Here is a 22,765-nt window from a genome sequence, read left to right on the forward strand (position 1 = left end):
GGAGGGTCCGTGAGGCCGCGCCCCGGGGAACCGGTCGCTCCGGGGCGCGTCTATCTTGAGGGGCCACGGACACGAGAGGGGCGGGACATGGGCGGGGCCGGTCGGAAGGTGGCCGCTGCGGCGGCGACGGGTGTACTGCTGGCGGCGGTGGCGGCCTGCGGCTCGGGGAGCTCGGGGCACTCCGGGGACGCGGCCAAGGGCGCCCCGGTGGTGTCGGCGAGCCCGGGCGCGACGGCGGAGGCGGCCGCCGGGAGCGCCGCCACGACCCCGGCGCCCGGCGACGGGAGCGCGGCCCCGGCCGGCACGCCGGAGGCCGCGACGGTGGGCGGTGCGGCGGCCGGGGCGACGGCTCCGGGCCCGTCGGCCGGCGCCGGAGCGTCAGCGGGCGGCCCGTCCGGGACCGCGGCCGGGGCAACGCCCGGGGGAACGTCCGGGGGCGGCGGCGCCACAGCAGGTGCCACGGCGGGGACGACGGCGGGCGGCGCGACGGCCGGTGGCGGGCAGCCGGCCGCCGGACCCGACTCCGACACCCCGCTGCTCGACTCCGCGCTCGTCGCCCAGCTCCTGCCCGACCAGAAGGCGATGACCGGCTGGGAGGAGGAGAAGCGGCGGGTCGACACCGCCGACCACGCCACCACCTGCTCCATCGCCGCACCGTGCACCGGCAGGCCGCTGAGCGGGCAGGCCCGGTTCAGCGCCGGCGAGACGACCGTGCGCTTCGGCGTCGACACCCTGCCCAACCGCGCCCAGGCCCAGGACCGCCTCAAGGAGGCGTACGCCTCCTACGGCGACACCACCAAGTACGGCCCCGCGGACATCGGCCCGCTGGGCACGGAGAGCCGGGCGTTCCAGGGCCAGTTGGCGGGCCGGGACGGCGTGGCGATCGTGCTGCGCTCCGGCACGCTGGTCGCGACCGTCACCACCGAGGGCGGGCCGGTGGACCTGGCCGGTACCCGGCGGCTCGCCGCGATGCTGGTCAAGCGCATCGAGCAGGCCCAGGCGGGCCGCACCCCGGACGCCGGGCTCGACCCGGCCTGACCCGCAGCTCCCGGCGGGCGACGGTGACGGAACGTCAATGGATCCAGCGTTCCGGCCAAGTTGAAGGAGGCCGTCCGCCGCCGTGGTCGCCGCCGGCCGGACGGCGGGCGCGGCGTCGACGGGCGGCGCCCGGGGGACGGTCCCCGCGTCACCGCTGGTCGTGCCCGCCCGCCCGGGAACCGGGCCGCAGCCGGCGACGCGGGCCGCCGGTGCGTCAGGGCCGAGGGGCCGGCGGCATCCGGCCGGTCCGCGCGAGGGCCGGAATCCGGCCAGCCGGTTGCCCGGCGGTGAAGCGGTGACCGAGAGTCGTTCGATGAACGGCACACCTCTCCCGTCCCGTGTCGGGACCTCGCGGGACCGGGCGCCGGCGGAGGGCGGGCGCACGGTGCCGGCGGCCGGGTGCGCGGCCACCCGCCGGAGTGCCCCTACCGCCGCGTCCGGATGACGACCATCATCAAGGGGACCTCCGAGGTCCGGAAGGTGATCGTGGCCCGGGCCACGGGTCCGGGCCGGCCACGTACCGACGACCCTCGACCGACGTTCGGAGGACCGACCATGACCAGCACCCCGGCCCGCCCCGTGCCCGGACTCCTGCCCGGCCTCTCCCTCGCCCACGGCCGCCCGCACCGCGACGGCGCCGTCCTCGACCTGTTCACCAGCTGGGCCCGCCGCACCCCGCACGCCCCCGCGCTGATCGACGGCGAGCTGACCCTCGGCTACGCCGAACTCGACCGCCTCGCCGACGACGTCGCCGAGCAGCTGGCCGAGCGGGTGCGGCCCGGCGACCTGGTCGGCCTCTGCCTGGACCACTCCGCCGCCCTGGTCGCCGCCACCCTGGCCGTCGCCAGGATCGGCGCCGTCCACCTGCCGCTCGGCCCGCGCCCCGGCGAGCGCCGGCTGAGGGCCGTCGCCGAGCAGCTGCGCCCCGCCTGCCTGATCGGCGACCCGGCGCTGCTGCCGCCCGCCCACCGGGACGGCCGGCACCGCCCGCTCGCCGCCCCCGGCGCGCCCGGGACCGTGGCCGCCTTCGCCGCTCCCGCGGCCGGCGGAGCGCCCGCCGTCCACGCCCCCAAGGGCGCCCAGTACACCGTGCTCACCTCCGGCTCCACCGGCCTGCCCAAGGCCGTCGCCGTCGGCCAGACCGCGTTCGGCGCCCTGCTCACCTGGTACCGCGAGCTGACCGGCCTCGGCCCCGGCGACCGGCACAGCCTGCTCGTCGGCGTCGCCTTCGACCCGCACCCGATGGAGCTGTGGGCCGCTCTCGGCTCCGGCGCGGCGCTCTGCGTCGCCCCCGAGGTCGTCCGCCGGGACCCGGCCGCGCTCACCGGCTGGTGGCGCACCGCCGGTGTCACCGTCGGCGTGCTGCCCACCCCGCTCGCCGAACCCGTCCTCGACCGCCCCTGGCCCGGCGACCTGCCGCTGCGCCATCTGATGATCGGTGGCGACCGGCTGCGCCGGGCCCCCGGGGCGGACGTCACCGCGACCGTCCACAACGCCTACGGCCCGGCAGAGGCCACCGTCGTCACCACGGTGCACACCATGGCCCCGGGCGTCGACCACGGCGCCGGCGCGCCGCCGATCGGGCGCCCGATCCCGGGCGCGATCGTCCTGGTCACCGACGAGCACGGCCGCCCGCTGCCGCACGGGGAGGCCGGCGAACTGCGGATCGGCGGCCAGGGCCTGGCCATCGGCTACCTCGACGCCGGGGCGACCGCCGAGCGCTTCGTCTCCGCGCCCGACGAGGTCGACGGCACCGACCGGGTCTACCGCACCGGCGACCGGGTGCTGATGCGCCCGGACGGGGTGCTGGAGTTCCTCGGGCGGCTGGACGACCAGGTCAAGGTCGGCGGTGTGCGGATCGAGCCGGCCGAGGTCGAGGCCGCCCTCGAACGCGACCCCCGGGTGCGGCGCGCCGTCGTCGTCGCCCGCCCGGCCCCGGCCGGGGGCGGTGCCCAGCTGCTCGCCTTCGTCCAGCCGACGGCCGCCGCCGGCGAGCCGGTGGACGGCGAGGCGCTGCTGGCCGCCGTGCGGCCCTGGCTGCCCGAGCAGGCCGTGCCGGGCGTCCTGCGGCCGGTCGAGGCCTTCCCGCTGGACGCCAACGGCAAGATCGACCGGGCCGCGCTGCTCAAGGCCGAGGAGGCCGCCCCCGCGCAGGGCGGCCGAGGGGACGGGCGCCGTCCGGGCGCCGCCGGCTGAGCGCGTGCCGGCACGGCGGACACCCCGTGGGCCTTCCGGTCCCGGGGTGTCCGCCGTGCCGGCGGCGCGCGCTCAGCCCCGCCGCTCCCAGCGGTAGAACTCGCGCGCCATCGCGTCCTTCGGCCCCCGCCAGGTGGCCGGGTCGTACGCCCGGACGTACGCGGTGAGCGCGTCGCTGATCGCCCGGAACTCGGGGTGGCCGGTCACCTGGGCGACGGCCGGGCCCGGCGGGCGGTCCGCCTCGATCAGGTGCAGGTAGACGTCGCCGAACTGGAACAGGCTGCGCCCCGTCACCCCGATCAGGTGCGGGAGTTCGCCCCGGTTGTCGGACTCGGCGAAGACCTCGGCGATGCCGCCGGCCGCGTCGGGCTTCATCCGGGCGACGATCAGGGCGCGGTGGGTGTGCGCCGTCCCGGGCACGCTCCCGGGGCTGGTCACGGGGGACACCATGGTCAGACCTCCGCCGCCTTCTTCTCGACCTTCTCGCGGATCAGCTGCAGCTGGATCCGGGAGTTGCGGTTGATGTGGTTGACCATGCCGTCGTCGTCGACCGGCGCGGTGGGCTTCATCGCGAAGTCCTGCACCCAGCGCATCCGGGTCCCGGCCGGCACCTCGGCGTACTCCCAGCGGATGTCCATGAACTCGAACGGGCCGGGCTCGACCCGCCGGGCGCTGACCGCCAGCTCGGAGCGGTCGGTGGTGCGCTCGGAGACCCAGCTCCACACCTTGCCGTCCTCGTCGGGGTGCATGGTCAGCCGGAACCGCACCCGGTCGCCCTCGCGTTCCAGGACCTCGACGGAGGCGTACTCGCTGAACAGCTGCGGCCAGTTCTCCAGGTCGTTGGTGATCTCCCAGACCAGGTCGAGCGGGGCCGCGATGACGATCTCGTTGTCGGTGTGTCCGGGCATCTCAGGCACCCGCCTTCGCGGTGGTGACCGCGGAGTCGACCAGCTCCAGGAACTCGGCCGGGGTCTTGGCCGACTCCGCGCCGTTGGTGACCTTCACGCCGTGCCGGTTCTCCAGCTCGCCGACCACGCCGAGCAGGCCGAGGGAGTCCACGCCGAACTCGTCGAAGGCGGCGCCGGGGCGCTCCAGCGCGGCCGGGTCGATGACGACGCCGGCCCGGGCCTGGATCAGCGCCGCGAGTTCGGGATAACTGAGGGTGTTGCTCACGGGGTTTCCCTTCGTAACGAGCGAGTGGTGAGCGAGGGGTGAACGGATGGATCGGGGCGGAGCAGGGCGGAGCGGGGAGTTCAGGACGGCTCGCCGCGCCGGAGCACCAGCGCCGCGTTGGAGCCCATCAGCCCGCGGCTGAGCACCAGCGCGGTGCGCAGTTCGGCCGGGCGGGCGCGGTCGGTCACCAGGGCCAGGTCGTGGGCGACCTCGGTGACGTTCGGGGTGGGCGGCAGCACGCCGTCCTCCATGGCGAGCACGGCGGCGGCGGTGTCCAGCGCGGGCGCGCCGCAGTAGGCCCGCCCGGTACCGGACTTGGGGGCGGTGACCGGCACCCGCTCGGCGTAGGGGCCGAGCGCGTCGGCCAGCGCGAGCGCCTCGGCGCGGTCGGCGGCCGGGACGCCGAGGGCGTCGGCGAAGACCACGTCGATCTCCTCCGCCGCGATCCTGGCCCGGTCCAGGGCGATCCGGATCGCCGCGGCCAGGCCCTCCCGGGACTGCGCCCAGCGGGAGGCACCGGTGAAGGTCGCGCCGTGGCCGGCGATGTGCGCCCGGACGGCGGCCCCGCGCCGGCGGGCGGTCGCCTCGTCCTCCAGCAGCAGCATCGCGCCGCCCTCGGCGGGGGCGAAGCCGGCCGCGTCGGGGGAGAACGGCAGGTAGGCCCGGTCCGGCCGGTCGGCGAGGCTCAGCTCGGGGTAGCCGAGCTGGCAGACCATCGAGTAGGGCGCGAGCGGGGCCTCGGCGGCGCCGACCACCACCGCGTCGGTGCCCTGCTCGACGGCCCGGGCGGCGTGCGCGATGGCGTCCAGGCCGCCGGCCTCGTCGCTGGCCACCACCGCGCACGGGCCCTTGTAGCCGCCGCGGATGGAGATCTGGCCGGTGCTGGCGGCGTAGAACCACGCGATGGACTGGTAGGGGCCGACGAACTGCGGCCCCTTGCCCCACAGTTGCTGGAGCTCGCCCTGGCCGAACTCGCCGCCGCCGGAGCCGGCCGCGGTCACCACGCCGACCGCGTACGGCTGTTCGGGGTCGGCGGTGAAGCCGGCGTCCGCCACCGCCTGGTCGGCGGCGGCCATCGCGTAGTGCGTGAACCGGTCGGTCTGCACCAGGTAGCGGTTGTCGACGACGGCCCGCGGGTCGAAGTCCCGCACCTGGCCCGCGATGCGCAGCGGGAGGTCGACGCAGCCCTCGCGGGATATCCGGTCCAGGACGCTCACGCCCTGTCGGGTGGCCTTCCAGAAGGCGTCGGCCCCGACCCCGTTGGGTGCCACCACGCCCAGGCCGGTGATCACCGCCCGGCGTTCCTGTTGACGTGACGTCATGGATCTCACCCCGTTCTCGTGAGTACGACAGCGGACTGGAATCCGCCGAATCCGCTGCCGACCGACAGGATGTTGCGCAGCGGCAGCTCCCGGGCGGCGCGCGGCACGTAGTCGAGGTCGCACTCCGGGTCGGGCGTCTCGTAGTTGGCGGTCGGCGGCACCACACCGCGGTCCAGCGCGAGGGTGCAGGCGACCACCTCGATGGCGCCGATCGCGCCGAGCGAGTGCCCGACCATCGACTTGATCGAGCTCATCGGCGTCCGGTACGCGTGCTCGCCGAGCGAGCGCTTGACGGCCGCCGTCTCGTGCCGGTCGTTCTGCTTGGTGCCCGAGCCGTGCGCGTTGACGTAGTCGACGTCGGTGCGGTCGGTCCGGGCGTGGTCGAGCGCGTGGTCGATCGCCCGCGACATCTCCAGCCCCTCCTGGGTGAGGCCGGTCATGTGGTAGGCGTTGCCGAAGGTCGCGAACCCGCCGATCTCGCCGTAGATCCGCGCGCCGCGCCGGCGGGCGTGCTCCAGCTCCTCCAGGACCAGGACGGCGCCGCCCTCGCCGAGCACGAAGCCGTCCCGGTGGGCGTCGAACGGGCGGGAGGCGTGCGCCGGGTCGTCGTTGCGTTCGCTGGTGGCCTTGATGGCGTCGAAGCAGGCGACGGTGATCGGCGAGATCGGCGAGTCGGAGGCGCCGGCGACGCAGATGTCGGCGCGCCCGTCCTCGACCGCCTGGAAGCCGTACCCGATGGCGTCCAGGCCGGAGGTGCAGCCGGTGGAGACGGTCTGCACCGGGCCGTGCGCGCCGGTCCGTTCGGCGACCGCCGAGGCGAGCGTGCTGGGCGCGAACGCCCGGTGCAGCTGCGGTTCGGCGAGCCGGTGGTCGACGTCCCAGCGGGCGCCGCCGGCACTGACCAGGGCGTAGTCGTGCTCCAGCCGGGTGGTGCCGCCGACGGCGGTGCCCAGCGAGACGGCGATCCGCCACGGGTCCTCGGCGGCCAGGTCGAGTCCGGCGTCGGTGATCGCCTCGTCGGCCGCGACCATGGCGAACTGCACGTAGCGGTCGGCCCGTCGGACGTCGTCCGGGCCGAGCCCGTGGGCCGCCGGGTCGAAGTCGCACTCGGCGGCGATCCGGGAGCGGAACCCGGCGGGGTCGAAGAGCGTGATGCCCCGGGTCGCCGTCCGCCCGGCGGTGAGGAGGTCCCAGAACGCCGGGACCCCGACCCCTCCGGGCGCGACCACGCCGATTCCGGTGACGGCGACCCGACGGCGGCTCACGAGCTCACCTTGGCGTGTTCCGGCGGGCCGGAGTTGACCACCGGCCCGGTCTCCTCGGTGTCGACGTGGCCGAGTTCGGGGCGCGGCGCCAGCGGGCCGAGGTGGAAGACCATCTTGGCCACGGTGTCGCCGACGTTGCGGAACCGGTGGCGCATGTCGATCGGGATCATCAGGCCCTGCTCGGGCTTGAGCACCCGGGTCTCGCCGTCCAGGTCCACCTCCAGGTCGCCGGTGACGACGAACACGAACTCCTCGGAGTACGGGTGGTAGTGCTCGCCGATCCGCTCGCCGGGCTGCACGATGGCCAGGCCCATGAACCCGCTGGTGGCGCCGCAGGTGGTCGGGGTGAGCATGGCGCGCAGGTCGCCGCCGCGCCGGCGGTTCTCCGGCGCCTCGGAGACGTTCACGATCCGTGGGTACTGCGTGGACATGGTTTCTTCCTTCTTGCCGAGTCTTGCCGGGGCTTGCCGGAACTTGCCGGAGTGCGGTGGTGGTCAGGAGTCCTGGGACGTCCGGTCGGTGACCGGGTTCATGCTGCGGGCGGCGAGGAAGGCGCGCAGTCCGGCCTCGGTCCGCAGGTCCCCCTCCGGGCCGAGGTCGAGCAGCCGGCCCAGCACGGTGGCCTCGCGCTCGCCGGCCACGCCGAGCGCCGCCGCCGGGTCCGCCTCCGGCGGCAGCCGCAGGTCCACCAGCCGCACCACGACGTCCCCGCGGTGGAAGACGGTGCTCGCGGCGACCGGGCCGGTCGGGTCGGCGGTGGCGAGGTCGTCGTACTCGGCCAGCACGTCGGTGACCGACTTCCCCTTGCCGGGCTTCACCGGGTACAGCACGGCGTGCCGGTGCAGCCGCCCGGAGGCCGGGGAGCCGGCGACGGCCTGGTTGGCGGCCGGCAGCGCGGCCCGGGCGAAGAAGGCGCGTGCCGCCTGCGGGTCGCCCAGCTGACGGGCCTCCTCCAGGTGCGGGTTGATCGCCTCCTCGACGGCCCGCACCTCGGGCTGCATGGCGACGTGCCGCAGCGCCTCGCCCAGGCTGCCGATCACCTCGACCGCGCGGACCACCCGGTTGCCGTGCATGAACAGCGACGTGCGGCGCAGCCGGGTGGTCTCGTCCACCTCCGCGCGCGGGGAGGCGTAGCCGGACAGGATCCGGGCCACCTCCGGCTCGCTGCCGGGCTTGACGGTGAAGGTGAGCGCGTGGCGCACGACGCCGTCCGGTCCCGGGTCGGCCTTGGGCGGACCGGCCTGCCCGGCGGGGGCGGAACGCGGCAGGTCGGCCGGCACCTCCAGCGGCGGCCGGCTGCCGGTGGCGCCGGCGGCGGAGGTCTCCCGGAGGATCGCGTAGCGCAGGGAACGGAAGGTGTCGCTGACGCAGCCGTGCATCGGCTTGACCATCTCCCGGTGGGCGGGGCTGTCCACCCACTGCAGGAAGGTCTCCTGGTCCTCCCACTCACTGGTGATGAGCCACTGGCGGGGGTCGTTGATCGACTGGCAGAGCTGGTCGCTGACATGGCCGGGCACGGTCGCGACCTGGTGGCGCAGCTGCTCGTACACGTCCATGAAGCGCTGCTGGGCGCCGTCCTGGATCTCCAGCATCAGCACCACCCGCAGGCGCGTCTCGGAGGGGGAGTGCTGCCGGGCGGGCGGTTCGGACAGAGTCGTCATGGTCCACTTTCTGCTTCTGGGCCGCGCGCGTCGGGGGCCGCGTGCGGCGGCGCCGGTGCCGGAGGAGGCCGGGCGGCCCCCGGCGGGAGGGGTGCGGCGGTGGCCGTCGGCCACCAGGCCTGAGGTCGATCGTGCGCGGCGCTTCCGGGCGGCGCGAGATATGCGGGCCATCCGGGCGACGAGACGGCACAACGCGCCCGGCGCGGGGGACGGTAGGAACGGGCCACCGCGTCCGCGGGCCCCCGAGAGGGCCCCGCCGAGGCCCGCGCCAGGCCACGAACTCCCGTACAGGCTGGAGCAATTGATGAATCCGAAGGTGGACGACCGGGTGCCGGTCCTGATCGTCGGCGGCTCGCTGGTCGGGCTGTCGGCCTCGCTCTTCCTGGGCCGACTGGGTGTCAGGCACCTGCTCGTCGAGAAGCACGCCGACACCTCGCATCACCCGCGTGGCCGAGGCAACAACGTGCGGACGATGGAGCTGTACCGGGTGGCCGGGATCGAGGGGGCGATCCGCGAGGCGGCGTCCGTCCTGGCCCCGAACCACGGCATCCTGCAGGCACCCTCGCTGACCGGCGAGGAACAGGAGTGGCTGTTCCGGGAGATCGACCCCGGCGGACGGCTGGCCCGCTTCAGCCCCAGCTCATGGTGCCTGTGCAGCCAGAACGACCTGGAACCGGTGCTGCGCCGGACCGCCCGCGAGCTGGGCGCGGAGATCCGCTTCGGCACCGAGCTGGTCTCCTTCGAGCAGGACGCCGACGGCGTCACCGCGCTGCTGCGCAGCCGGGAGACCGGCGAGGAGCGGGTCGTCCGGGCGCAGTACCTGATCGCGGCGGACGGCCCGCGCAGCCCGGCCCGCGACCGGCTGGGCATCGGCCGGAGCGGCAAGGGCGAGCTGTTCCACAACGTCAGCATCACCTTCCGGGCCAAGCGGCTGGCCGAGGCCGTCGGCGACCGCCACTTCATCGCCTGCTACCTCACCAACCCGGAGGCGGACGGCGCCCTGCTGCCGGTCGACAACCGGGAGGAGTGGGTCTTCCACGCGCCCTGGCACCCGGAGCTGGGCGAGCCGCTGGAGGCGTTCACCGACGCGCGCTGCGCCCGGCACATCCGGGCCGCCGTCGGGATGCCCGAGCTCGACGTCGAGGTGACCGGCAAGGCCCCGTGGCACGCCGCCGAGCGGGTCGCCGAGCGCTACTCGGGCGGGCGGGTGTTCCTGGCCGGGGACTCCGCGCACGAAATGTCGCCGACCGGCGCGTTCGGCTCCAACACCGGCATCCAGGACGCGCACAACCTGGCCTGGAAGCTCGCCGCGGTGCTCTGCGGCTGGGCCGGCCCGGGCCTGCTGGAGACCTACGGGCACGAGCGCCGGCCGGTGGCGCAGGTGACGAGCGAGCGCGCCTCGGCCCGCTCCGCCGAGCACAGCCACCCCGGGTACGCCGTCGTCCCGGGCGTCGGCCGGCAGGCCGGGGTGCTGGCGGTGGCGCTCGGCTACCGCTACCGGGAGGGCGCGGTGCTCGGCACCGACCCGGCCGGCCCGGTGGTCCCGGAGTCCTTCGAGTCCACGGGCGAGCCGGGCAGCCGGGCGCCGCACCAGTGGCTGCTGCGGGCGGGCGTGCGGCTGTCCACCCTCGACCTGTACGAGCAGGCGATGGTGCTGCTGACCGGCTCGGCCGGCACCGCCTGGCAGGACGCCGCCCGCCGGGCGGCGGACCGGCTGGCCGTCCCGCTGGACGCCTACCGGATCGGCGACGGCGCGGACGACGACCTGGCCCCCGAACCGGGCGCCGACTTCGCCGCCCTGCACGGCATCCGCCCCGACGGCGCCCTGCTGGTGCGCCCCGACGGCTTCGTCGCCTGGCGCTCCGAGCACCCGGCCGACGACCCCGAGGCCGCCGTCGAGCACGCGCTGCGCACGGTGCTGTCGCTGTAGCGGGGGCGGGCGGGCGAGCAACGGAAGGGCCCGCCGGGTCGCACATGGCCGGCGGGCCCTTCGTCATGTCCGTCGCGGGGTCAGTGGCCGCCCTCGTCGACGACCTCGACGTCCTCGATGTTCCGCTCGATGATGTCGGCCGGCAGGGCGACCCGGATCGCCCAGTAGTAGATGGCCAGGGAGAAGACGGCGACCGCCGCCATGTCCCACCACATCGGGATCCGGCCGGTGCCGTCGCCGAAGCCGCCCTGCCAGGAGATCAGGCCGAGGCCCAGCAGGTAGGCCGGCAGCCACTGGGCCGCCCGCCAGTCCATGTGCGGGGCGTTCGGCAGGCCCTTGCGGATGGCGTAGGTGGCGTAGCCGCCGAGCAGCAGGTAGCCGATGACGATGGCGACACCCAGGCGGGACAGGGTGTGCCAGCCGGACCAGTAGATGATGAGGCTGGAGACGATGAAGGACGCCGGGGCGACGGCCGCGCCGCCGGGCAGGCGGTAGGAGCGCTCGCGCTCCGGCAGCCGGCGGCGCAGCGCGCCGAAGGCGAGCGGGGCGCCGGCGTACATCAGCACGCTGGCCGAGGTGATGAAGCCGACCAGCTCCTGCCAGCTCGGGAAGGGCATGAAGCAGATGACGCCGGTGACGAACGACATGATGAGGCCGAACCACGGGGCGCCGCGCTTGTCGACCCGCTCGAAGAGCTGCGGCGCGTAGCCGTTCTTGCTGAGGCCGTACGCGATGCGCGAGGTGGAGGTGGTGTAGATGAGGCCGGTGCCGCCGGGGGAGACGATGGCGTCGAAGTACAGCACCCAGGCCAGCCAGCCCAGGCCGACCACGGTGGCGAGGCCGGCGAAGGGGCCGTCGATGCCGGGGAAGTCGAGCTTGTCCCAGCCGTTGGCGAAGGAGGAGGCGGGCAGCGCGGCGATGAAGACGACCTGCAGCAGCACGTAGATCGCGGTGCCGATGGCGACCGAGCCGAGCACGGCGCGGGGGATGTCGCGCTTGGGGTTCCGGCTCTCGCCGGCCAGCTGGATCGCCTGCTCGAAGCCGAGCAGGGCGAAGATGATGCCGCTGGCGCTGACCGCGGTCAGCACGCCCTTGATGCCGAACGGGGCGAAGCCGTGCGAGCTGAAGTTGGAGCCGTGGAAGTTGGTCACGGACAGCACGAAGATCGCGAACAGCGGGACGAAGATCTTCAGCCAGGTGGCGGCGCTGTTGGTGCGGGCGAGCACCCGGACGCCGAGGAAGTTGACCGCGACGAACAGGCCCATCAGCAGGACGGCGACCACCATGCCGCTCGGGGTGAGGGTGCCGTTGGCGTTGAGGAAGCCCTGCGCGAACTCCCAGTGCCCGGCGTAGCCGATCATCGCCTCGACCTCGATGGGCGCGACGGTGGCGGCCTGCAGCCAGGAGAACCAGCCGAAGGACATGCCGGCCAGCCCGCCGAAGGCGTAGTGCGGGTAGCGGGCGGTGCCGCCGGCGACCGGGAACATGCCGCCGAGCTCGGCGTGCACGAAGGCGAGCAGGACGATGGCGACCGCGCCGATGCCCCAGGAGACGAGCGCCGCCGGTCCGGCGACGACGACGGCGTTCTTGGCGCCGTAGAGCCAGCCCGAGCCGATGATCGAACCGACCGAGGCCCACATGAGGCCGATGAGGCCGACTTCGCGGCGGAGTGACCGGTGGGTGGTGGTTCCGGTGCCGGAACCGGTGCCCGTGCCGGGCGGGGTGAGCTGGTTGAGGGAGGCCATGCGCAATCTCTCTGTGCTGTGGGGGCTCCGGTCGTGCGGAGCGCGGAGAGTTGCCACACGGTAGGCGTATTCAGAGACATCTGCACAGATTTCATTACTGAATGTTTACCTACTTCGCAGGATATTTCCGCAGGTAGGCGGCGATCTGTTCATGCGCCCGTTACGTGACTCATGAGTAGTTCCGCCATTTGAGCCCGATTTGAGCATTGGTTCGTACTCGTGCAGGATGGCTGGGCGATTGGATCATAGGAATCAGACCGTTCGTATAAAGATGCAGTCGTTCCCGGATCGCGTAGGGTGACCCCATGCGTTCCCGGATCCTGCCGCCGCCCGTCCGCTAGCGGGCGGCCCACTCCACGCACCAAGCCCGGCGGCTCCGCCGTTCCCGGGCCGATGAGCGCCGCCCGTACCACCGGTGGACTTCATCCGGCCGGGCCCCGCCCGGCACCCCGTCGTGGAGGCCGGCGGGCGGGCACGGGCGTCCGGGGGTGTCAGGGCACCGGGCGCAGGGCCGGCCGGGCGGGGACCAGGGCGCGCAGGACCAGGTCGACGCGGACGTGGGCGGCGCCGGCCCGGAGCAGGGCGGCGGAGACGGCGCGTAACTCCTCCGGGCCGGTGCAGGCGAGCCGCAGTTCGAGGTCGGCGTCGCCGGCCAGGGCCAGCCCGCTCTGCACCGCCGGGATCTCGGCGGCCAGCCGCTCGAAGTCGAGCGGGACCGGACCGTAGCTCACCCGGGCCAGCGCCTGCAGCGTGCGGGCCGGCTCGGGCTGCGGCGCGTCCGGGACCAGGTGGAGTGCGCTCACCGGTGCTGGAGGTGCGCGCCGGAGCGGGCGGCGGGCTGCCCGGCGGCCGGGCGGGCGGCGTCGGCGCCGGACGGGCCGTTCACCGACGGGGCGACCAGGCGCGGATCCAGCACCAGGTCGTCGATGCCGAGCGGCGCGGTCAGCGCGCGCAGCGCCGGTTCGCCGAGTTCGACGGCGGCCTGCTCCGGGCCGAGCAGTTCGGCGAGCGCCTCCGCCGAGCTGAAGCCGACGGCGCAGCGGCTGCCGTCGCGCAGACGGAAGAGGCGCAGGGAGGTGGTGCGTCCGGTGACGGTGACCGGGACGTGCCAGACGACGACGCGGGCCATGCGGGTGCTCCCGAGTGGTGGAGTGGGGCCTGCCGGAACTGCTCGGTGCTGCTCGGTGCTGCGCGCGATCGCTCGTGACCGCTCCTCCGAAGCTAGGGCGGGCGCGGGCGCACGGTGAACAGTCCTGACACAGCGTTGACCGAATGCCGCACCGTGTTGACGAAGTCCTGACGGCCGGGTGCACCGCTCACCGGACGGCCTTCCCTTTCGGTGTGGAGTTCTTCACCCTGAGCACCCTGAGCACCCGGACCGCCGGCGGCCGACGAGGCCGAGTCCGACGCCCGTCTCGCCGTCCTCCGCGGGGCCCGTTGAGGCGCCGCCCGGCCCGCTCCGGTTGCCCCGCGACCGCGCCGGGACGACGGTGGAGCTGATCCGTGCCCGGGGGGAGGTGGAGCGAAGGGGCGGTCACGAGATATCTTGACGTCAAGACGTTGGAGACGTGAAGCGGAGTACCGATGACTGACTCGACCATCATCTATACGCACACCGACGAGGCGCCGGCCCTGGCCACCTACTCGTTCCTGCCGGTGGTGCAGGCCTATGCCTCGACGGCCGGCGTGAAGGTGGAGACTCGCGACATCTCCCTCGCCGGGCGGATCATCGCGAGCTTCCCGGAGCGTCTGACCGAGGACCAGCGGATCGGCGACGCCCTCGCCGAGCTGGGCGCGCTCGCCAAGACCCCGGGTGCCAACATCATCAAGCTGCCGAACATCTCGGCCTCGATCCCCCAGCTCAAGGCGGCCATCGCCGAGCTGCAGGCGCAGGGCTACGCGCTGCCGGACTACCCGGACGACCCGCAGACCGACGAGGACAAGGACGTCCGCGCCCGTTACGACAAGGTCAAGGGCAGCGCCGTCAACCCGGTCCTGCGCGAGGGCAACTCGGACCGCCGCGCCCCCGCGTCGGTCAAGAACTACGCCAAGACCCACCCGCACCGCATGGGCGCCTGGTCGGCCGACTCCAAGACCAACGTCGCCACCATGGGCGAGAACGACTTCCGCTCCACCGAGAAGTCGGCCGTCATCGCCGCCGACGGCGCGCTGCGCATCGAGCTGGTCGCCGAGGACGGCGCCACCACCGTGCTGCGCGAGTCCGTCCCGGTGCTGGCCGGCGAGGTCGTGGACGCCTCGGTCATGCGCGCCGCCGAGCTGAACGAGTTCCTGGCCGCGCAGGTGGCCCGGGCCAAGGCCGAGGGCGTGCTGTTCTCGGTCCACCTGAAGGCCACCATGATGAAGGTCTCCGACCCGATCATCTTCGGCCACGTGGTCCGCGCCTTCTTCCCGCAGACCTTCGCCAAGTACGGCGACGTGCTCGTCGCCGCGGGCCTGAACCCGAACAACGGCCTCGGCGGCATCCTGGCCGGCCTGGAGAACGTGCCGCACCTGGGCGCGGAGATCAAGGCCTCGTTCGAGGCCGAGCTGGCCGAGGGCCCGGCCCTGGCCATGGTCGACTCCGACAAGGGCATCACCAACCTGCACGTGCCGAGCGACGTCATCGTCGACGCCTCGATGCCGGCCATGATCCGCACCTCCGGCCACATGTGGGGCCCGGACGGCCAGGAGGCCGACACCCTCGCCGTGCTGCCGGACAGCAGCTACGCGGGCGTCTACCAGGCCGTCATCGACGACTGCCGCGCCCACGGCGCCCTGGACCCGGCCACCATCGGCTCGGTCCCGAACGTCGGCCTGATGGCCCAGGCCGCCGAGGAGTACGGCAGCCACGACAAGACCTTCGAGATCGCCGCGGCCGGCACCGTCCGCCTGGTCGACACCGAGGGCAACGTCGTCCTGGAGCAGGCCGTCCAGCCGGGCGACATCTTCCGCTCCTGCCAGACCAAGGACCTGCCGATCCGCGACTGGGTGAAGCTGGCCGTCACCCGCGCCCGCGTCTCCGGCACCCCGGCCGTCTTCTGGCTGGACGAGACCCGCGCCCACGACGCCGTGCTGATCGAGAAGGTGAAGACCTACCTCGCGGAGCACGACACCGACGGCCTGCAGATCGAGATCAAGTCCCCGGTCGAGGCCACCACGTTCTCGCTGGAGCGCATCCGCCGCGGCGAGGACACCATCTCGGTCACCGGCAACGTGCTGCGCGACTACCTGACCGACCTGTTCCCGATCCTGGAGCTGGGCACCAGCGCCAAGATGCTGTCGGTCGTCCCGCTGATCAACGGCGGCGGCCTGTTCGAGACCGGCGCCGGCGGCTCCGCCCCGAAGCACGTCCAGCAGCTGGTCAAGGAGAACTACCTGCGCTGGGACAGCCTGGGCGAGTTCTTCGCGCTGGCCGCCAGCTTCGAGCACCTGGCCCGCACCACCGGGAACGCCCGCGCCCAGGTGCTGGCCGACACGCTGGACCGCGCCACCGGCACCTTCCTCAACGAGGACAAGTCGCCGAGCCGCCGCCTCGGCGGCATCGACAACCGCGGCAGCCACTTCTACCTGGCCACGTACTGGGCCCAGGAGCTGGCCGGCCAGACCGAGGACGCCGAGCTCGCCCAGGCCTTCGAGGGCCTGGCCAAGACGCTCACCGAGCAGGAGCAGGCGATCGTCGAGGAGCTCATCGCGGTGCAGGGCTCCCCGGTCGACCTGGGCGGCTACTACCAGCCGGACCCGGCCAAGGCCGCGGCCGTGATGCGCCCGTCGAAGACCCTCAACGAGGCGCTCGCCAACCTCGGCTGAGCCCGGGGGCACAGGGGTTGAACCCGGGAGGCCCCGGAGGTCCGACAGCGGACCTCCGGGGCCTCCCGGCGTTTCCCCGCGGGGCCCGGGCGCCCGGGCGGGAGCGCTTCCGGAAATGCTCCCGCGAACGCTCCCGCGAACGCTCCCGCGAACGCTCCTGGAAACGTTTCCGGAAACGCCGGAGCCCCCGTCCGGATCGGACGGGGGCTCCTTCGGCGCTGCCGCCGGGGCTCAGCCGGCGTCGGCCGCGGGGCGCCGGCTGCGCTGGTCCAGCGAGGCCAGGTAGGCGTTGTACGCCGCCAGCTCGGCGTCACCGCTGCGGTCCTCGGCGCGGTCGCGGCGGCGCGAGAGCCGCTGTTCCGAGCCCATCCACTGGTAGACCAGCGCGATCAGCACGATCGCGGTCGGGATCTCGCCGAACGCCCAGGTGATGCCGCCGGCGAGCTTCTGGTCGGCCAGCAGATCGGTGCCGGGTGGCGCCATCTCGGTGGTGAAGGTGTTCACCAGCTGGTGGTTGGCCATCATCACCGCGACGCCGAAGAAGGCGTGGAACGGCATGCCCATGAACAGCTCGATGATCCGCATCACGTGGCCCGGCCGGTGCGGGCCCGGGTCCACGCCCATGATCGGCCAGAAGAACACCAGGCCGGTCGCCAGGAAGTGCACCATCATGAAGATGTGCCCGAGCCGGTACTGCATGAGGAAGTCGAACAGCGGGGTGAAGTAGACCCCGTAGAGGCTCGCGATGAACAGCGGGATGGTGAAGGCCGGGTGCGAGACCACCTTGATGTAGGTCGAGTGCAGCAGCGCCACCAGCAGCTCGCGCGGTCCGCGCGGACGTCCCTTGCCGGCCGGCCGCAGTGCGCGCAGCGCCAGGGTGATCGGCCCGCCGAGCAGCAGCAGGATCGGCGACAGCATGGAGAGCACCATGTGCTGCATCATGTGCGCGCTGAACAGCACCATGCCGTAGTCGTTCAGCCCGGTGCAGGTGACCAGGATCACCGAGCCGACGCCCAGCACCCAGGCCACCGTGCGTCCGATCGGCCAGCTGTCGCCGCGCCGCCGCAGCCGGACCACGCCGGTGAGGTACAGCGCGAGCGCGGCCAGGCTGCCGATCAGGAACACCCAGTCGGGAGACCAGGTGAGCACGTTGGAGAGCGAGAAGGGGCCGAGTTCGGTCATCCCGCCGTGGTGGTGCATGCCTGACATTCCGTCGCCCATCGGCGAGTCCCGCTTTCCCTCGTCCCGGACCCTGGACGGGTCCGGTTCGCCCGTTTTGCTTCGGCATACAGCCTAGGCGGGCCTTACCCCGGCCGGTTCCCCGGCCCCCGTTCCGTCCCCCCGGTCGGGTGGGACCGCCGCCCGCCGGGCCGTCCGCCGGGCCGTCCGCCGAGCCGCTCGCCAGTACGGGTTCGATCGGCGAGGAACCGCGCCCGCGGCTGTGCCCTTCGTCCGGAAACGACCTCCGCCCGGCGGTGCACCGCGCCTGGCGCGCGGCCGCGGATGGTCCTGAAGTAGCAGATCCGTAGCGGCACTTCGGCGGGGGAGGCCGGTACCGGTGGTGGACGCGCCCGGCCGTCGCGGGCGCCTACGGTCGCCCCGACGGTCCACCGAGGCACCCGAGGGGAAACACCGTGATCCGCGCCGCCAAGTCGGCCGCCGCTGTGGCGGCGCTGGCCCTGTCCGTCCTCACCGCGTCGGCCGTACCGGCATCGGCACTCGGCGTCACCGCGCCGGCCGCCGCCGACCCGCTCGCCGCGCTGCGCGGCCGGCAGCCGGTCTGGCACCCCTGCGCGACCGGCCCGGAGGACGCCGCCGGCGCCGAACTCGACGCCGCCGGCGCCCGCTGCACCGAGGTGACCGTCCCCCTCGACTACCGCCGTCCCGAGGGAAGGACGATCGGCGTCGCCCTCTCCCGGCTGCCCGCCACCGACCCCGCCCACCGGCTGGGCACCCTGTTCTACAACCCCGGTGGCCCAGGCGTCCCCGCCCGCGGGCTCGCCCTCGCCCTGCGCCAGGCCGCCCCCGCCGTCGGCGCCCGGTACGACATCGTCGGCATGGACCCGCGCTTCGTCGGTGCCAGCACCCCCCTCGACTGCGGCTGGCCGACGGCCGGCCCCGGCTCGGCCGGCCCCGACCGGCTGGGCTTCGACCGGGCCGCCGAGGTCGCCAAGGACCTCGCGGCCCGCTGCGCCCCGTACCGCGCCCTGCTGCCGCACGCCTCCACCCGCAACACCGCCCGGGACATGGACCTGGTGCGCGCCGTCCTCGGCGAGCCGACGGTCGCCTATCTCGGTTCGTCCTACGGGAGCTACCTCGGCGAGGTCTACCTCCAGATGTTCCCCGACCGGGTCGGGCGGGCGGTGTTCGACGCGGCCATGGACCCGGACCGCTTCGGCCCCGACCTGACCGCCACCCAGGGCCCCGCGATGGGGGCCGCGCTCACCGCCTGGGCCGCCTGGGCGGCCGGCCACGACGACCGCCACCACCTGGGCGTGACCACCGCCGAGGTGCTGGCCTCGGTCGAGCGGGTGCGCCTGGCCGCCGAGCGCGCCCCGCTGGCGGTCGGTGCCCACCGGGTCGACGCCCGGGCCCTGCCGCAGGTGCTGTGGACGGTGTCGGCCGGCGACGACGACGCCGCCTACGAGGAGTTCTCCGCCCTGGTGCACGTCCTGGCCGACGTCGCCGACGGCCGGCCGACCCCGCCGACCGCACTGCTGGAGGCGGTACTGGCCGGACTGGAGGCCCCCGACACCGGCGGCTACGCCGCCGTGCAGACCGCGATCATGTGCGCGGACCGCGCCGCCTCGCGCGACCCGCTCGCCTACTACCGGGACATCCGGGCCCACCGCGCCGACGAGCCGCTGTTCGGCCCGCTCACCCGCAATCTCACGCCCTGCACCTACTGGCCCACGGACCCCGCTGAGCCGCCCACCCGGGTGCGCAACGCCGTCCCGGTCCTGCTGGTCGGCGCCGACGGCGACCCGGCCGCCACCTACCCCGGCCAGCTCTCCGCCCACCGCGCGCTGACCGGCTCCCGCCTGGTGACCCTGCGCGGCGCTTTCCGCCACACCGTCTACGCGGGCCTGTTCGCCCCGCGTGACACCTGCGTGGACGCCGCAGTCGACCGCTACCTCCTCGACGGCGTCCTCCCCGCCCAAGACGCCGACTGCCCGTCACCCCGACCGTCACACCGCCCGTAGGCCCGTGAGAAGCGGGAGCACGGTCGTCAGCTCCTGGGGACGAGGGTGTTCTCGTTGGTGCGGCCCTTGGCGTGGTCGTCGATGTTGCGGACGGTGGCGTCGATGATCTGGCCGACGGCGGTGTGGGTGAAGTAGGCCTGGTGGCTGGTGACCAGGACCTGGGGGAAGGTGACGAGGCGGGCGAGGGTGTCGTCGGTGATGCCGTGGATGGAGCGGTCGGTGAAGAAGACGCCGGTCTCCTCCTCGTAGACGTCGAGGCCGACGCCGGAGAGGCGTCCGGCGCGCAGGGTCTCGACCAGGGCGGCGCTGTCGATGAGGCCGCCGCGGCTGGAGTTGACGAGGATCGCGTCGTCCTTCATGCGGGCGAGGGCGGCGCTGTCGATCAGGTGGTGGGTGGCGGGGAGGAGGGGAACGTGGAGGCTGATGAGGTCGGCGCGGGTGAGCAGTTCGGGGAGTTCGGTGTAGGCCATGCCGAGGTCGAGGCAGGCGGGGTTGCGGGTGATGTCCCAGCCGAGGAGGTGGGTGCCGAAGCCGGCGGCGATGCGGGCGAAGCACTCGCCGATCTTGCCGGTGCCGATGACGCCGACGGTCATGCCGTGGATGTCGCGGCCGAGCAGGCCGTCGAGGCGGAAGTCGAACTCGCGGGAGCGGTTGGCGGCGCGGGTGAGGCGCCGGTTGACGGCGAGGGCCAGGGTCCAGGCGTGTTCGGCAACTGAGTACGGGCTGTAGTGGGAGACCCGGGCGACGGTGAGACCGAGTTCGGCGGCGGCGTCCAGGTCGATGTTGTTGAAGCCGGTGGAGCGCTGGGCGATCAGCTTCGTGCCGCCGGCGGCGAGGACGGCGAGGGTCCCGGCGTCCAGGACGTCGTTGACGCTGCTGCTGACGGCGGGGTAGCCGGCGGCCAGCGGGGCGGTGTCGCGGTTGAGGAAGACGGACAGGCAGCGCAGCCCGTACCGGCCCGCGAACGCTTCCTCCATCAGCGGCCGCTCATCCGCCTGCACGCCGTACGCGAGGATCTCCATCGCCTTGGTGTCCTTCCGTTGGGGGGCCGGTCCACGGTGTCGTCCACTCTGGCCCACTGATCAAGACCAAGCAAAGATGACCGACTCCGAACACCGGCTTCTGATCCGGCGGTCCCGCTCCCGGCAGGGCGGCTGCCGAGAACGGCTCCGGCCCCCCGAGGCTCGCGCGCTCGGGGGGCGGGGCTCCGCGGTGAAGTGGTGAACGGCGAAGCGGGGGAGCGAGGCGGTCAGATGACCGTCTCGGCCTCCAGGTAGCGGTCGGCCGGCACGGTCTTCAGCTCGGCCACCGCCTCGCCCAGCGGCACCAGGTTGATGTCGGTGCCCTGCAGGGCGGTGATGTGCCCGAAGGCGCCCTGGTGGACGGCCTCCACGGCGTGCCAGCCGAACCGGGTGGCGAGCACCCGGTCGTAGGCGGTCGGGGTGCCGCCGCGCTGGGTGTGGCCGAGGATCACCGGGCGGGCCTCCTTGCCGAGGCGGTGCTCCAGCTCGCGGGAGAGCTGGGTCGCGATGCCGGTGAAGCGCTCGTGGCCGTAGATGTCCTTGGTGCCCTCCTCCCAGTGCATGGTGCCGGGCTCGGGCTTGGCGCCCTCGGCGCAGACCACGATCGCGAACTTCTTCTGCCGGTCGAAGCGCTCCCGGACGACGGCGGTGAGCTTCTCGATGTGGAACGGGCGCTCCGGGACGACGATCGCGTGCGCACCGGCGGCCATGCCCGCGTTCAGCGCGATCCAGCCGGTGTGACGGCCCATGACCTCGACGACCATGACGCGCTGGTGCGACTCGGCGGTGGTCTTCAGCCGGTCCAGCGCCTCGGTGGCGACCGACACGGCGGTGTCGAAGCCGAAGGTGACGTCGGTGCAGGCGATGTCGTTGTCGATGGTCTTCGGCACGCCGACGATCGGCAGGCCCGCGTCGCTCATCAGCTTGGCGGCCTTCAGGGTGCCCTCGCCGCCGATCGGGATCACCGCGTCCAGGCCGAGGTCCGCGCAGTACTGCTTGGCGCGCTCGACGCCGTCGCGCAGGTGGCTGGGCTGGACCCGGGAGGAACCGAGGATGGTGCCGCCCTGGGCGAGGATCCCGCTCACCGAGTCGAGGGTCAGGGGCCGGTGGTGCCCCTCCAGGAAACCGCGCCAGCCGTCCTCGAACCCGATGATCTCGTCGCCGTGGTCGACCACCCCCCGGTGGACCACGGAGCGGATCACCGCGTTCAGGCCGGGGCAGTCACCGCCGCTGGTCAGCACTCCAATACGCATTGCTTTGCAACTCCCGAGCAGAACCGAGGAACGGCCGGACTACAGGCTGGGACGACGGACCGCCACCGTAGCGAGCCGTTCCCGCGCCGGGTTGACGCGGAGATGGCCGCCGGGTGAAGGACCGGCCGATTCGGACAGAACATCCGAAACCGGCCGTGGGTGTCGAGCATACGGCCCCTGCGTCCGGCCGGGCAGGAGCCGACGCGGGAGCGGCGCCGTCGGCGCCCCCGCGTGGAAGTGCAGCCTGCTGCCGAGGAGGGTGTGCAGCCGGCAGCCCCGGGAAGGGGCAGCCCCATTGTCGTACGTTCCGGCCCGCCCGTGGGCCGGGTGACCGCATCGCGGGCACCCGGTCGGACGGGCCCGGGACGTGCTACGCGGGGCGCGTCGTGGCCGCGATGCGCTCGGAGCGCAGCGCGTCGTACCAGGTGGTGTCGGCCGGCGGCAGGGCGTTCACGTCCAGCGCCAGCTTGATCAGCATGTCGGCGACGGCGGGGTTGCGCGCCATCACCGGGCCGTGCAGGTAGGTGCCGAAGACGGTGTCCCGCCAGGCGCCCTCGGTGCCGTCGCCGGTGCCGTTGCCCCGGCCGGCGGTGACCCGGGCCAGCGGCTTGACGCCCTGGCCGAGGTGGGTCACGCCCTGGTGGTTCTCGAACCCGGTCAGCTGCGGCAGGCCGAGGGCCGGGTCGACGTCGGCCAGCACGTCGCCGACGCAGCGCTCGCCCTCGCCGCGGCTGGTCCACACGTCCAGCAGGCCGAGGCCCGGCTCGCGCTGGCCGAGGTCGTTGATGAACTCGTGGCCGAGGATCTGGTAGCCGGCGCAGACCGCGAAGATGATCGCGCCGTTCTCGGAGGCCCGCACCAGCCCGGAGTCGTTGCGCAGCCGCTCGGCGGCGAGCCGCTGCGGACGGTCCTCGCCGCCGCCGATCAGGTAGATGTCGCCGCTGGTGGGCACCGCCTGGTCGGAGCGGACGTCGATCCGGGTCACGTTGAGGTGGCGCTGCCGGGCCCGGCGCTCCACGACCAGGGCGTTGCCGCGGTCGCCGTAGGTGCTGAGCAGGTCGGGGTAGACCCAGACCACGCGCAGGCTGCTCTCACTCATCCTCGAAGGCCTTCCATGACGTACGTGCGGTGGGCTGCTGGGGCTGCTGGG

General features: G+C 73.9%; 19 protein-coding genes. 5 read left to right on the forward strand and 14 right to left on the reverse strand.

Annotation, left to right across the window (positions count from 1 at the left end):
* Positions 1–87 precede the first annotated feature (87 nt).
* Together ACFVVU_RS26320 and ACFVVU_RS26325 are read left to right on the forward strand one after the other, a co-directional pair.
* Positions 88–1,038, forward strand: coding sequence for a hypothetical protein (locus tag ACFVVU_RS26320; protein ID WP_387792575.1), 951 nt, complete (start codon positions 88–90; stop codon positions 1,036–1,038).
* 555 nt (positions 1,039–1,593) lie between these two features.
* Positions 1,594–3,234 (forward strand): amino acid adenylation domain-containing protein, encoded by a 1,641-nt coding sequence (locus tag ACFVVU_RS26325; protein WP_387792577.1) that lies wholly within the window; start codon positions 1,594–1,596, stop codon positions 3,232–3,234.
* A 72-nt stretch (positions 3,235–3,306) separates the two neighbouring features.
* Here the strand turns inward: ACFVVU_RS26325 and ACFVVU_RS26330 are convergent, their stop codons facing one another.
* The 7 genes from ACFVVU_RS26330 to ACFVVU_RS26360 all read right to left on the reverse strand — a co-directional run bounded on the left by ACFVVU_RS26330 (position 3,307) and on the right by ACFVVU_RS26360 (position 8,655).
* Positions 3,307–3,672 carry a TcmI family type II polyketide cyclase gene (locus tag ACFVVU_RS26330; protein WP_380684425.1) on the reverse strand — a complete coding sequence of 122 codons (366 nt, stop codon included), beginning with the start codon at positions 3,670–3,672 and terminating at the stop codon, positions 3,307–3,309.
* 14 nt (positions 3,673–3,686) lie between these two features.
* The gene (locus ACFVVU_RS26335) at positions 3,687–4,142 is read right to left on the reverse strand and encodes an SRPBCC family protein (RefSeq protein WP_355374001.1); all 456 of its coding nucleotides are present in this window, start codon (positions 4,140–4,142) and stop codon (positions 3,687–3,689) included.
* Between the two features lies 1 nt (position 4,143).
* Positions 4,144–4,407, reverse strand: a complete 264-nt coding sequence (locus ACFVVU_RS26340) for an acyl carrier protein (RefSeq protein WP_380684426.1) — start codon at positions 4,405–4,407, stop codon at positions 4,144–4,146.
* 80 nt (positions 4,408–4,487) lie between these two features.
* On the reverse strand, positions 4,488–5,729 hold the full coding sequence (locus ACFVVU_RS26345; protein WP_387792581.1) for a beta-ketoacyl synthase N-terminal-like domain-containing protein: 1,242 nt from the start codon (positions 5,727–5,729) through the stop codon (positions 4,488–4,490).
* A gap of 5 nt (positions 5,730–5,734) precedes the next feature.
* Positions 5,735–6,994, reverse strand: a complete 1,260-nt coding sequence (locus ACFVVU_RS26350) for a beta-ketoacyl-[acyl-carrier-protein] synthase family protein (RefSeq protein ID WP_380684428.1) — start codon at positions 6,992–6,994, stop codon at positions 5,735–5,737.
* The gene (locus ACFVVU_RS26355; protein ID WP_355373990.1) at positions 6,991–7,425 is read right to left on the reverse strand and encodes a cupin domain-containing protein; all 435 of its coding nucleotides are present in this window, start codon (positions 7,423–7,425) and stop codon (positions 6,991–6,993) included. The genes ACFVVU_RS26350 and ACFVVU_RS26355 overlap by 4 nt, the downstream gene beginning before the upstream one ends.
* Positions 7,426–7,488: 63 nt before the next feature.
* Positions 7,489–8,655, reverse strand: coding sequence for a SchA/CurD-like domain-containing protein (locus ACFVVU_RS26360; protein WP_380684429.1), 1,167 nt, complete (start codon positions 8,653–8,655; stop codon positions 7,489–7,491).
* Positions 8,656–8,959: 304 nt separating this feature from the next.
* Between ACFVVU_RS26360 and ACFVVU_RS26365 the strand changes: the two genes are divergently transcribed.
* Entirely contained in the window at positions 8,960–10,585 is a 1,626-nt protein-coding gene (locus tag ACFVVU_RS26365) for an FAD-dependent oxidoreductase (protein WP_380684430.1), read from the forward strand.
* Positions 10,586–10,665: 80 nt separating this feature from the next.
* Here ACFVVU_RS26365 and ACFVVU_RS26370 read toward each other — a convergent pair whose 3' ends face one another.
* From ACFVVU_RS26370 to ACFVVU_RS26380, 3 genes are all read right to left on the reverse strand, one after another.
* Positions 10,666–12,330 carry an APC family permease gene (locus tag ACFVVU_RS26370; RefSeq protein WP_380684431.1) on the reverse strand — a complete coding sequence of 555 codons (1,665 nt, stop codon included), beginning with the start codon at positions 12,328–12,330 and terminating at the stop codon, positions 10,666–10,668.
* A gap of 491 nt (positions 12,331–12,821) precedes the next feature.
* Positions 12,822–13,133 carry a hypothetical protein gene (locus ACFVVU_RS26375; RefSeq protein WP_380684432.1) on the reverse strand — a complete coding sequence of 104 codons (312 nt, stop codon included), beginning with the start codon at positions 13,131–13,133 and terminating at the stop codon, positions 12,822–12,824.
* Positions 13,130–13,459, reverse strand: coding sequence for an SAV_915 family protein (locus ACFVVU_RS26380; RefSeq protein WP_387792585.1), 330 nt, complete (start codon positions 13,457–13,459; stop codon positions 13,130–13,132). The genes ACFVVU_RS26375 and ACFVVU_RS26380 overlap by 4 nt, the downstream gene beginning before the upstream one ends.
* A gap of 455 nt (positions 13,460–13,914) precedes the next feature.
* Between ACFVVU_RS26380 and ACFVVU_RS26385 the strand changes: the two genes are divergently transcribed.
* Positions 13,915–16,137 carry an NADP-dependent isocitrate dehydrogenase gene (locus ACFVVU_RS26385; RefSeq protein WP_387792586.1) on the forward strand — a complete coding sequence of 741 codons (2,223 nt, stop codon included), beginning with the start codon at positions 13,915–13,917 and terminating at the stop codon, positions 16,135–16,137.
* Between the two features lie 231 nt (positions 16,138–16,368).
* On the opposite strand, the gene ACFVVU_RS26390 is transcribed toward ACFVVU_RS26385, so the two are convergent.
* Complete coding sequence (locus ACFVVU_RS26390; RefSeq protein ID WP_380684604.1) at positions 16,369–17,337, reverse strand: cytochrome c oxidase assembly protein; 969 nt, start codon at positions 17,335–17,337, stop codon at positions 16,369–16,371.
* Positions 17,338–17,771: 434 nt separating this feature from the next.
* Here ACFVVU_RS26390 and ACFVVU_RS26395 point away from each other — a divergent pair, with 434 nt between their 5' ends.
* Positions 17,772–19,340: an alpha/beta hydrolase gene (locus ACFVVU_RS26395; RefSeq protein WP_380684605.1), complete on the forward strand. Its 1,569-nt coding sequence runs from the start codon at positions 17,772–17,774 to the stop codon at positions 19,338–19,340.
* Positions 19,341–19,366: 26 nt separating this feature from the next.
* Here ACFVVU_RS26395 and ACFVVU_RS26400 read toward each other — a convergent pair whose 3' ends face one another.
* From ACFVVU_RS26400 to ACFVVU_RS26410, 3 genes are all read right to left on the reverse strand, one after another.
* Entirely contained in the window at positions 19,367–20,362 is a 996-nt protein-coding gene (locus ACFVVU_RS26400; RefSeq protein ID WP_380684606.1) for a 2-hydroxyacid dehydrogenase, read from the reverse strand.
* A gap of 227 nt (positions 20,363–20,589) precedes the next feature.
* Positions 20,590–21,615 (reverse strand): 6-phosphofructokinase, encoded by a 1,026-nt coding sequence (locus ACFVVU_RS26405; RefSeq protein WP_355371973.1) that lies wholly within the window; start codon positions 21,613–21,615, stop codon positions 20,590–20,592.
* Between the two features lie 370 nt (positions 21,616–21,985).
* A complete protein-coding gene (locus ACFVVU_RS26410; RefSeq protein ID WP_355371976.1) occupies positions 21,986–22,714 on the reverse strand; it encodes a glutamine amidotransferase in 729 nt (242 codons plus the stop codon).
* Positions 22,715–22,765 lie beyond the last annotated feature (51 nt).

This window comes from Kitasatospora sp. NPDC057965 (assembly GCF_042887135.1).
Taxonomy (GTDB): domain Bacteria; phylum Actinomycetota; class Actinomycetes; order Streptomycetales; family Streptomycetaceae; genus Kitasatospora.

Bases quoted from the DNA above. Each gene is read 5' to 3' on its own strand.
- ACFVVU_RS26400 (WP_380684606.1), bottom strand. From the start codon at position 20,362: ATGGAGATCCTCGCGTACGGCGTGCAGGCGGATGAGCGGCCGCTGATG.
- ACFVVU_RS26370 (WP_380684431.1), bottom strand. From the start codon at position 12,330: ATGGCCTCCCTCAACCAGCTCACCCCGCCCGGCACGGGCACCGGTTCC.
- ACFVVU_RS26390 (WP_380684604.1), bottom strand. From the start codon at position 17,337: ATGCACCACCACGGCGGGATGACCGAACTCGGCCCCTTCTCGCTCTCC.
- ACFVVU_RS26410 (WP_355371976.1), bottom strand. From the start codon at position 22,714: ATGAGTGAGAGCAGCCTGCGCGTGGTCTGGGTCTACCCCGACCTGCTC.
- ACFVVU_RS26365 (WP_380684430.1), top strand. From the start codon at position 8,960: ATGAATCCGAAGGTGGACGACCGGGTGCCGGTCCTGATCGTCGGCGGC.
- ACFVVU_RS26385 (WP_387792586.1), top strand. From the start codon at position 13,915: ATGACTGACTCGACCATCATCTATACGCACACCGACGAGGCGCCGGCC.
- ACFVVU_RS26405 (WP_355371973.1), bottom strand. From the start codon at position 21,615: ATGCGTATTGGAGTGCTGACCAGCGGCGGTGACTGCCCCGGCCTGAAC.
- ACFVVU_RS26335 (WP_355374001.1), bottom strand. From the start codon at position 4,142: ATGCCCGGACACACCGACAACGAGATCGTCATCGCGGCCCCGCTCGAC.
- ACFVVU_RS26345 (WP_387792581.1), bottom strand. From the start codon at position 5,729: ATGACGTCACGTCAACAGGAACGCCGGGCGGTGATCACCGGCCTGGGC.
- ACFVVU_RS26355 (WP_355373990.1), bottom strand. From the start codon at position 7,425: ATGTCCACGCAGTACCCACGGATCGTGAACGTCTCCGAGGCGCCGGAG.
- ACFVVU_RS26320 (WP_387792575.1), top strand. From the start codon at position 88: ATGGGCGGGGCCGGTCGGAAGGTGGCCGCTGCGGCGGCGACGGGTGTA.
- ACFVVU_RS26325 (WP_387792577.1), top strand. From the start codon at position 1,594: ATGACCAGCACCCCGGCCCGCCCCGTGCCCGGACTCCTGCCCGGCCTC.
- ACFVVU_RS26360 (WP_380684429.1), bottom strand. From the start codon at position 8,655: ATGACGACTCTGTCCGAACCGCCCGCCCGGCAGCACTCCCCCTCCGAG.
- ACFVVU_RS26380 (WP_387792585.1), bottom strand. From the start codon at position 13,459: ATGGCCCGCGTCGTCGTCTGGCACGTCCCGGTCACCGTCACCGGACGC.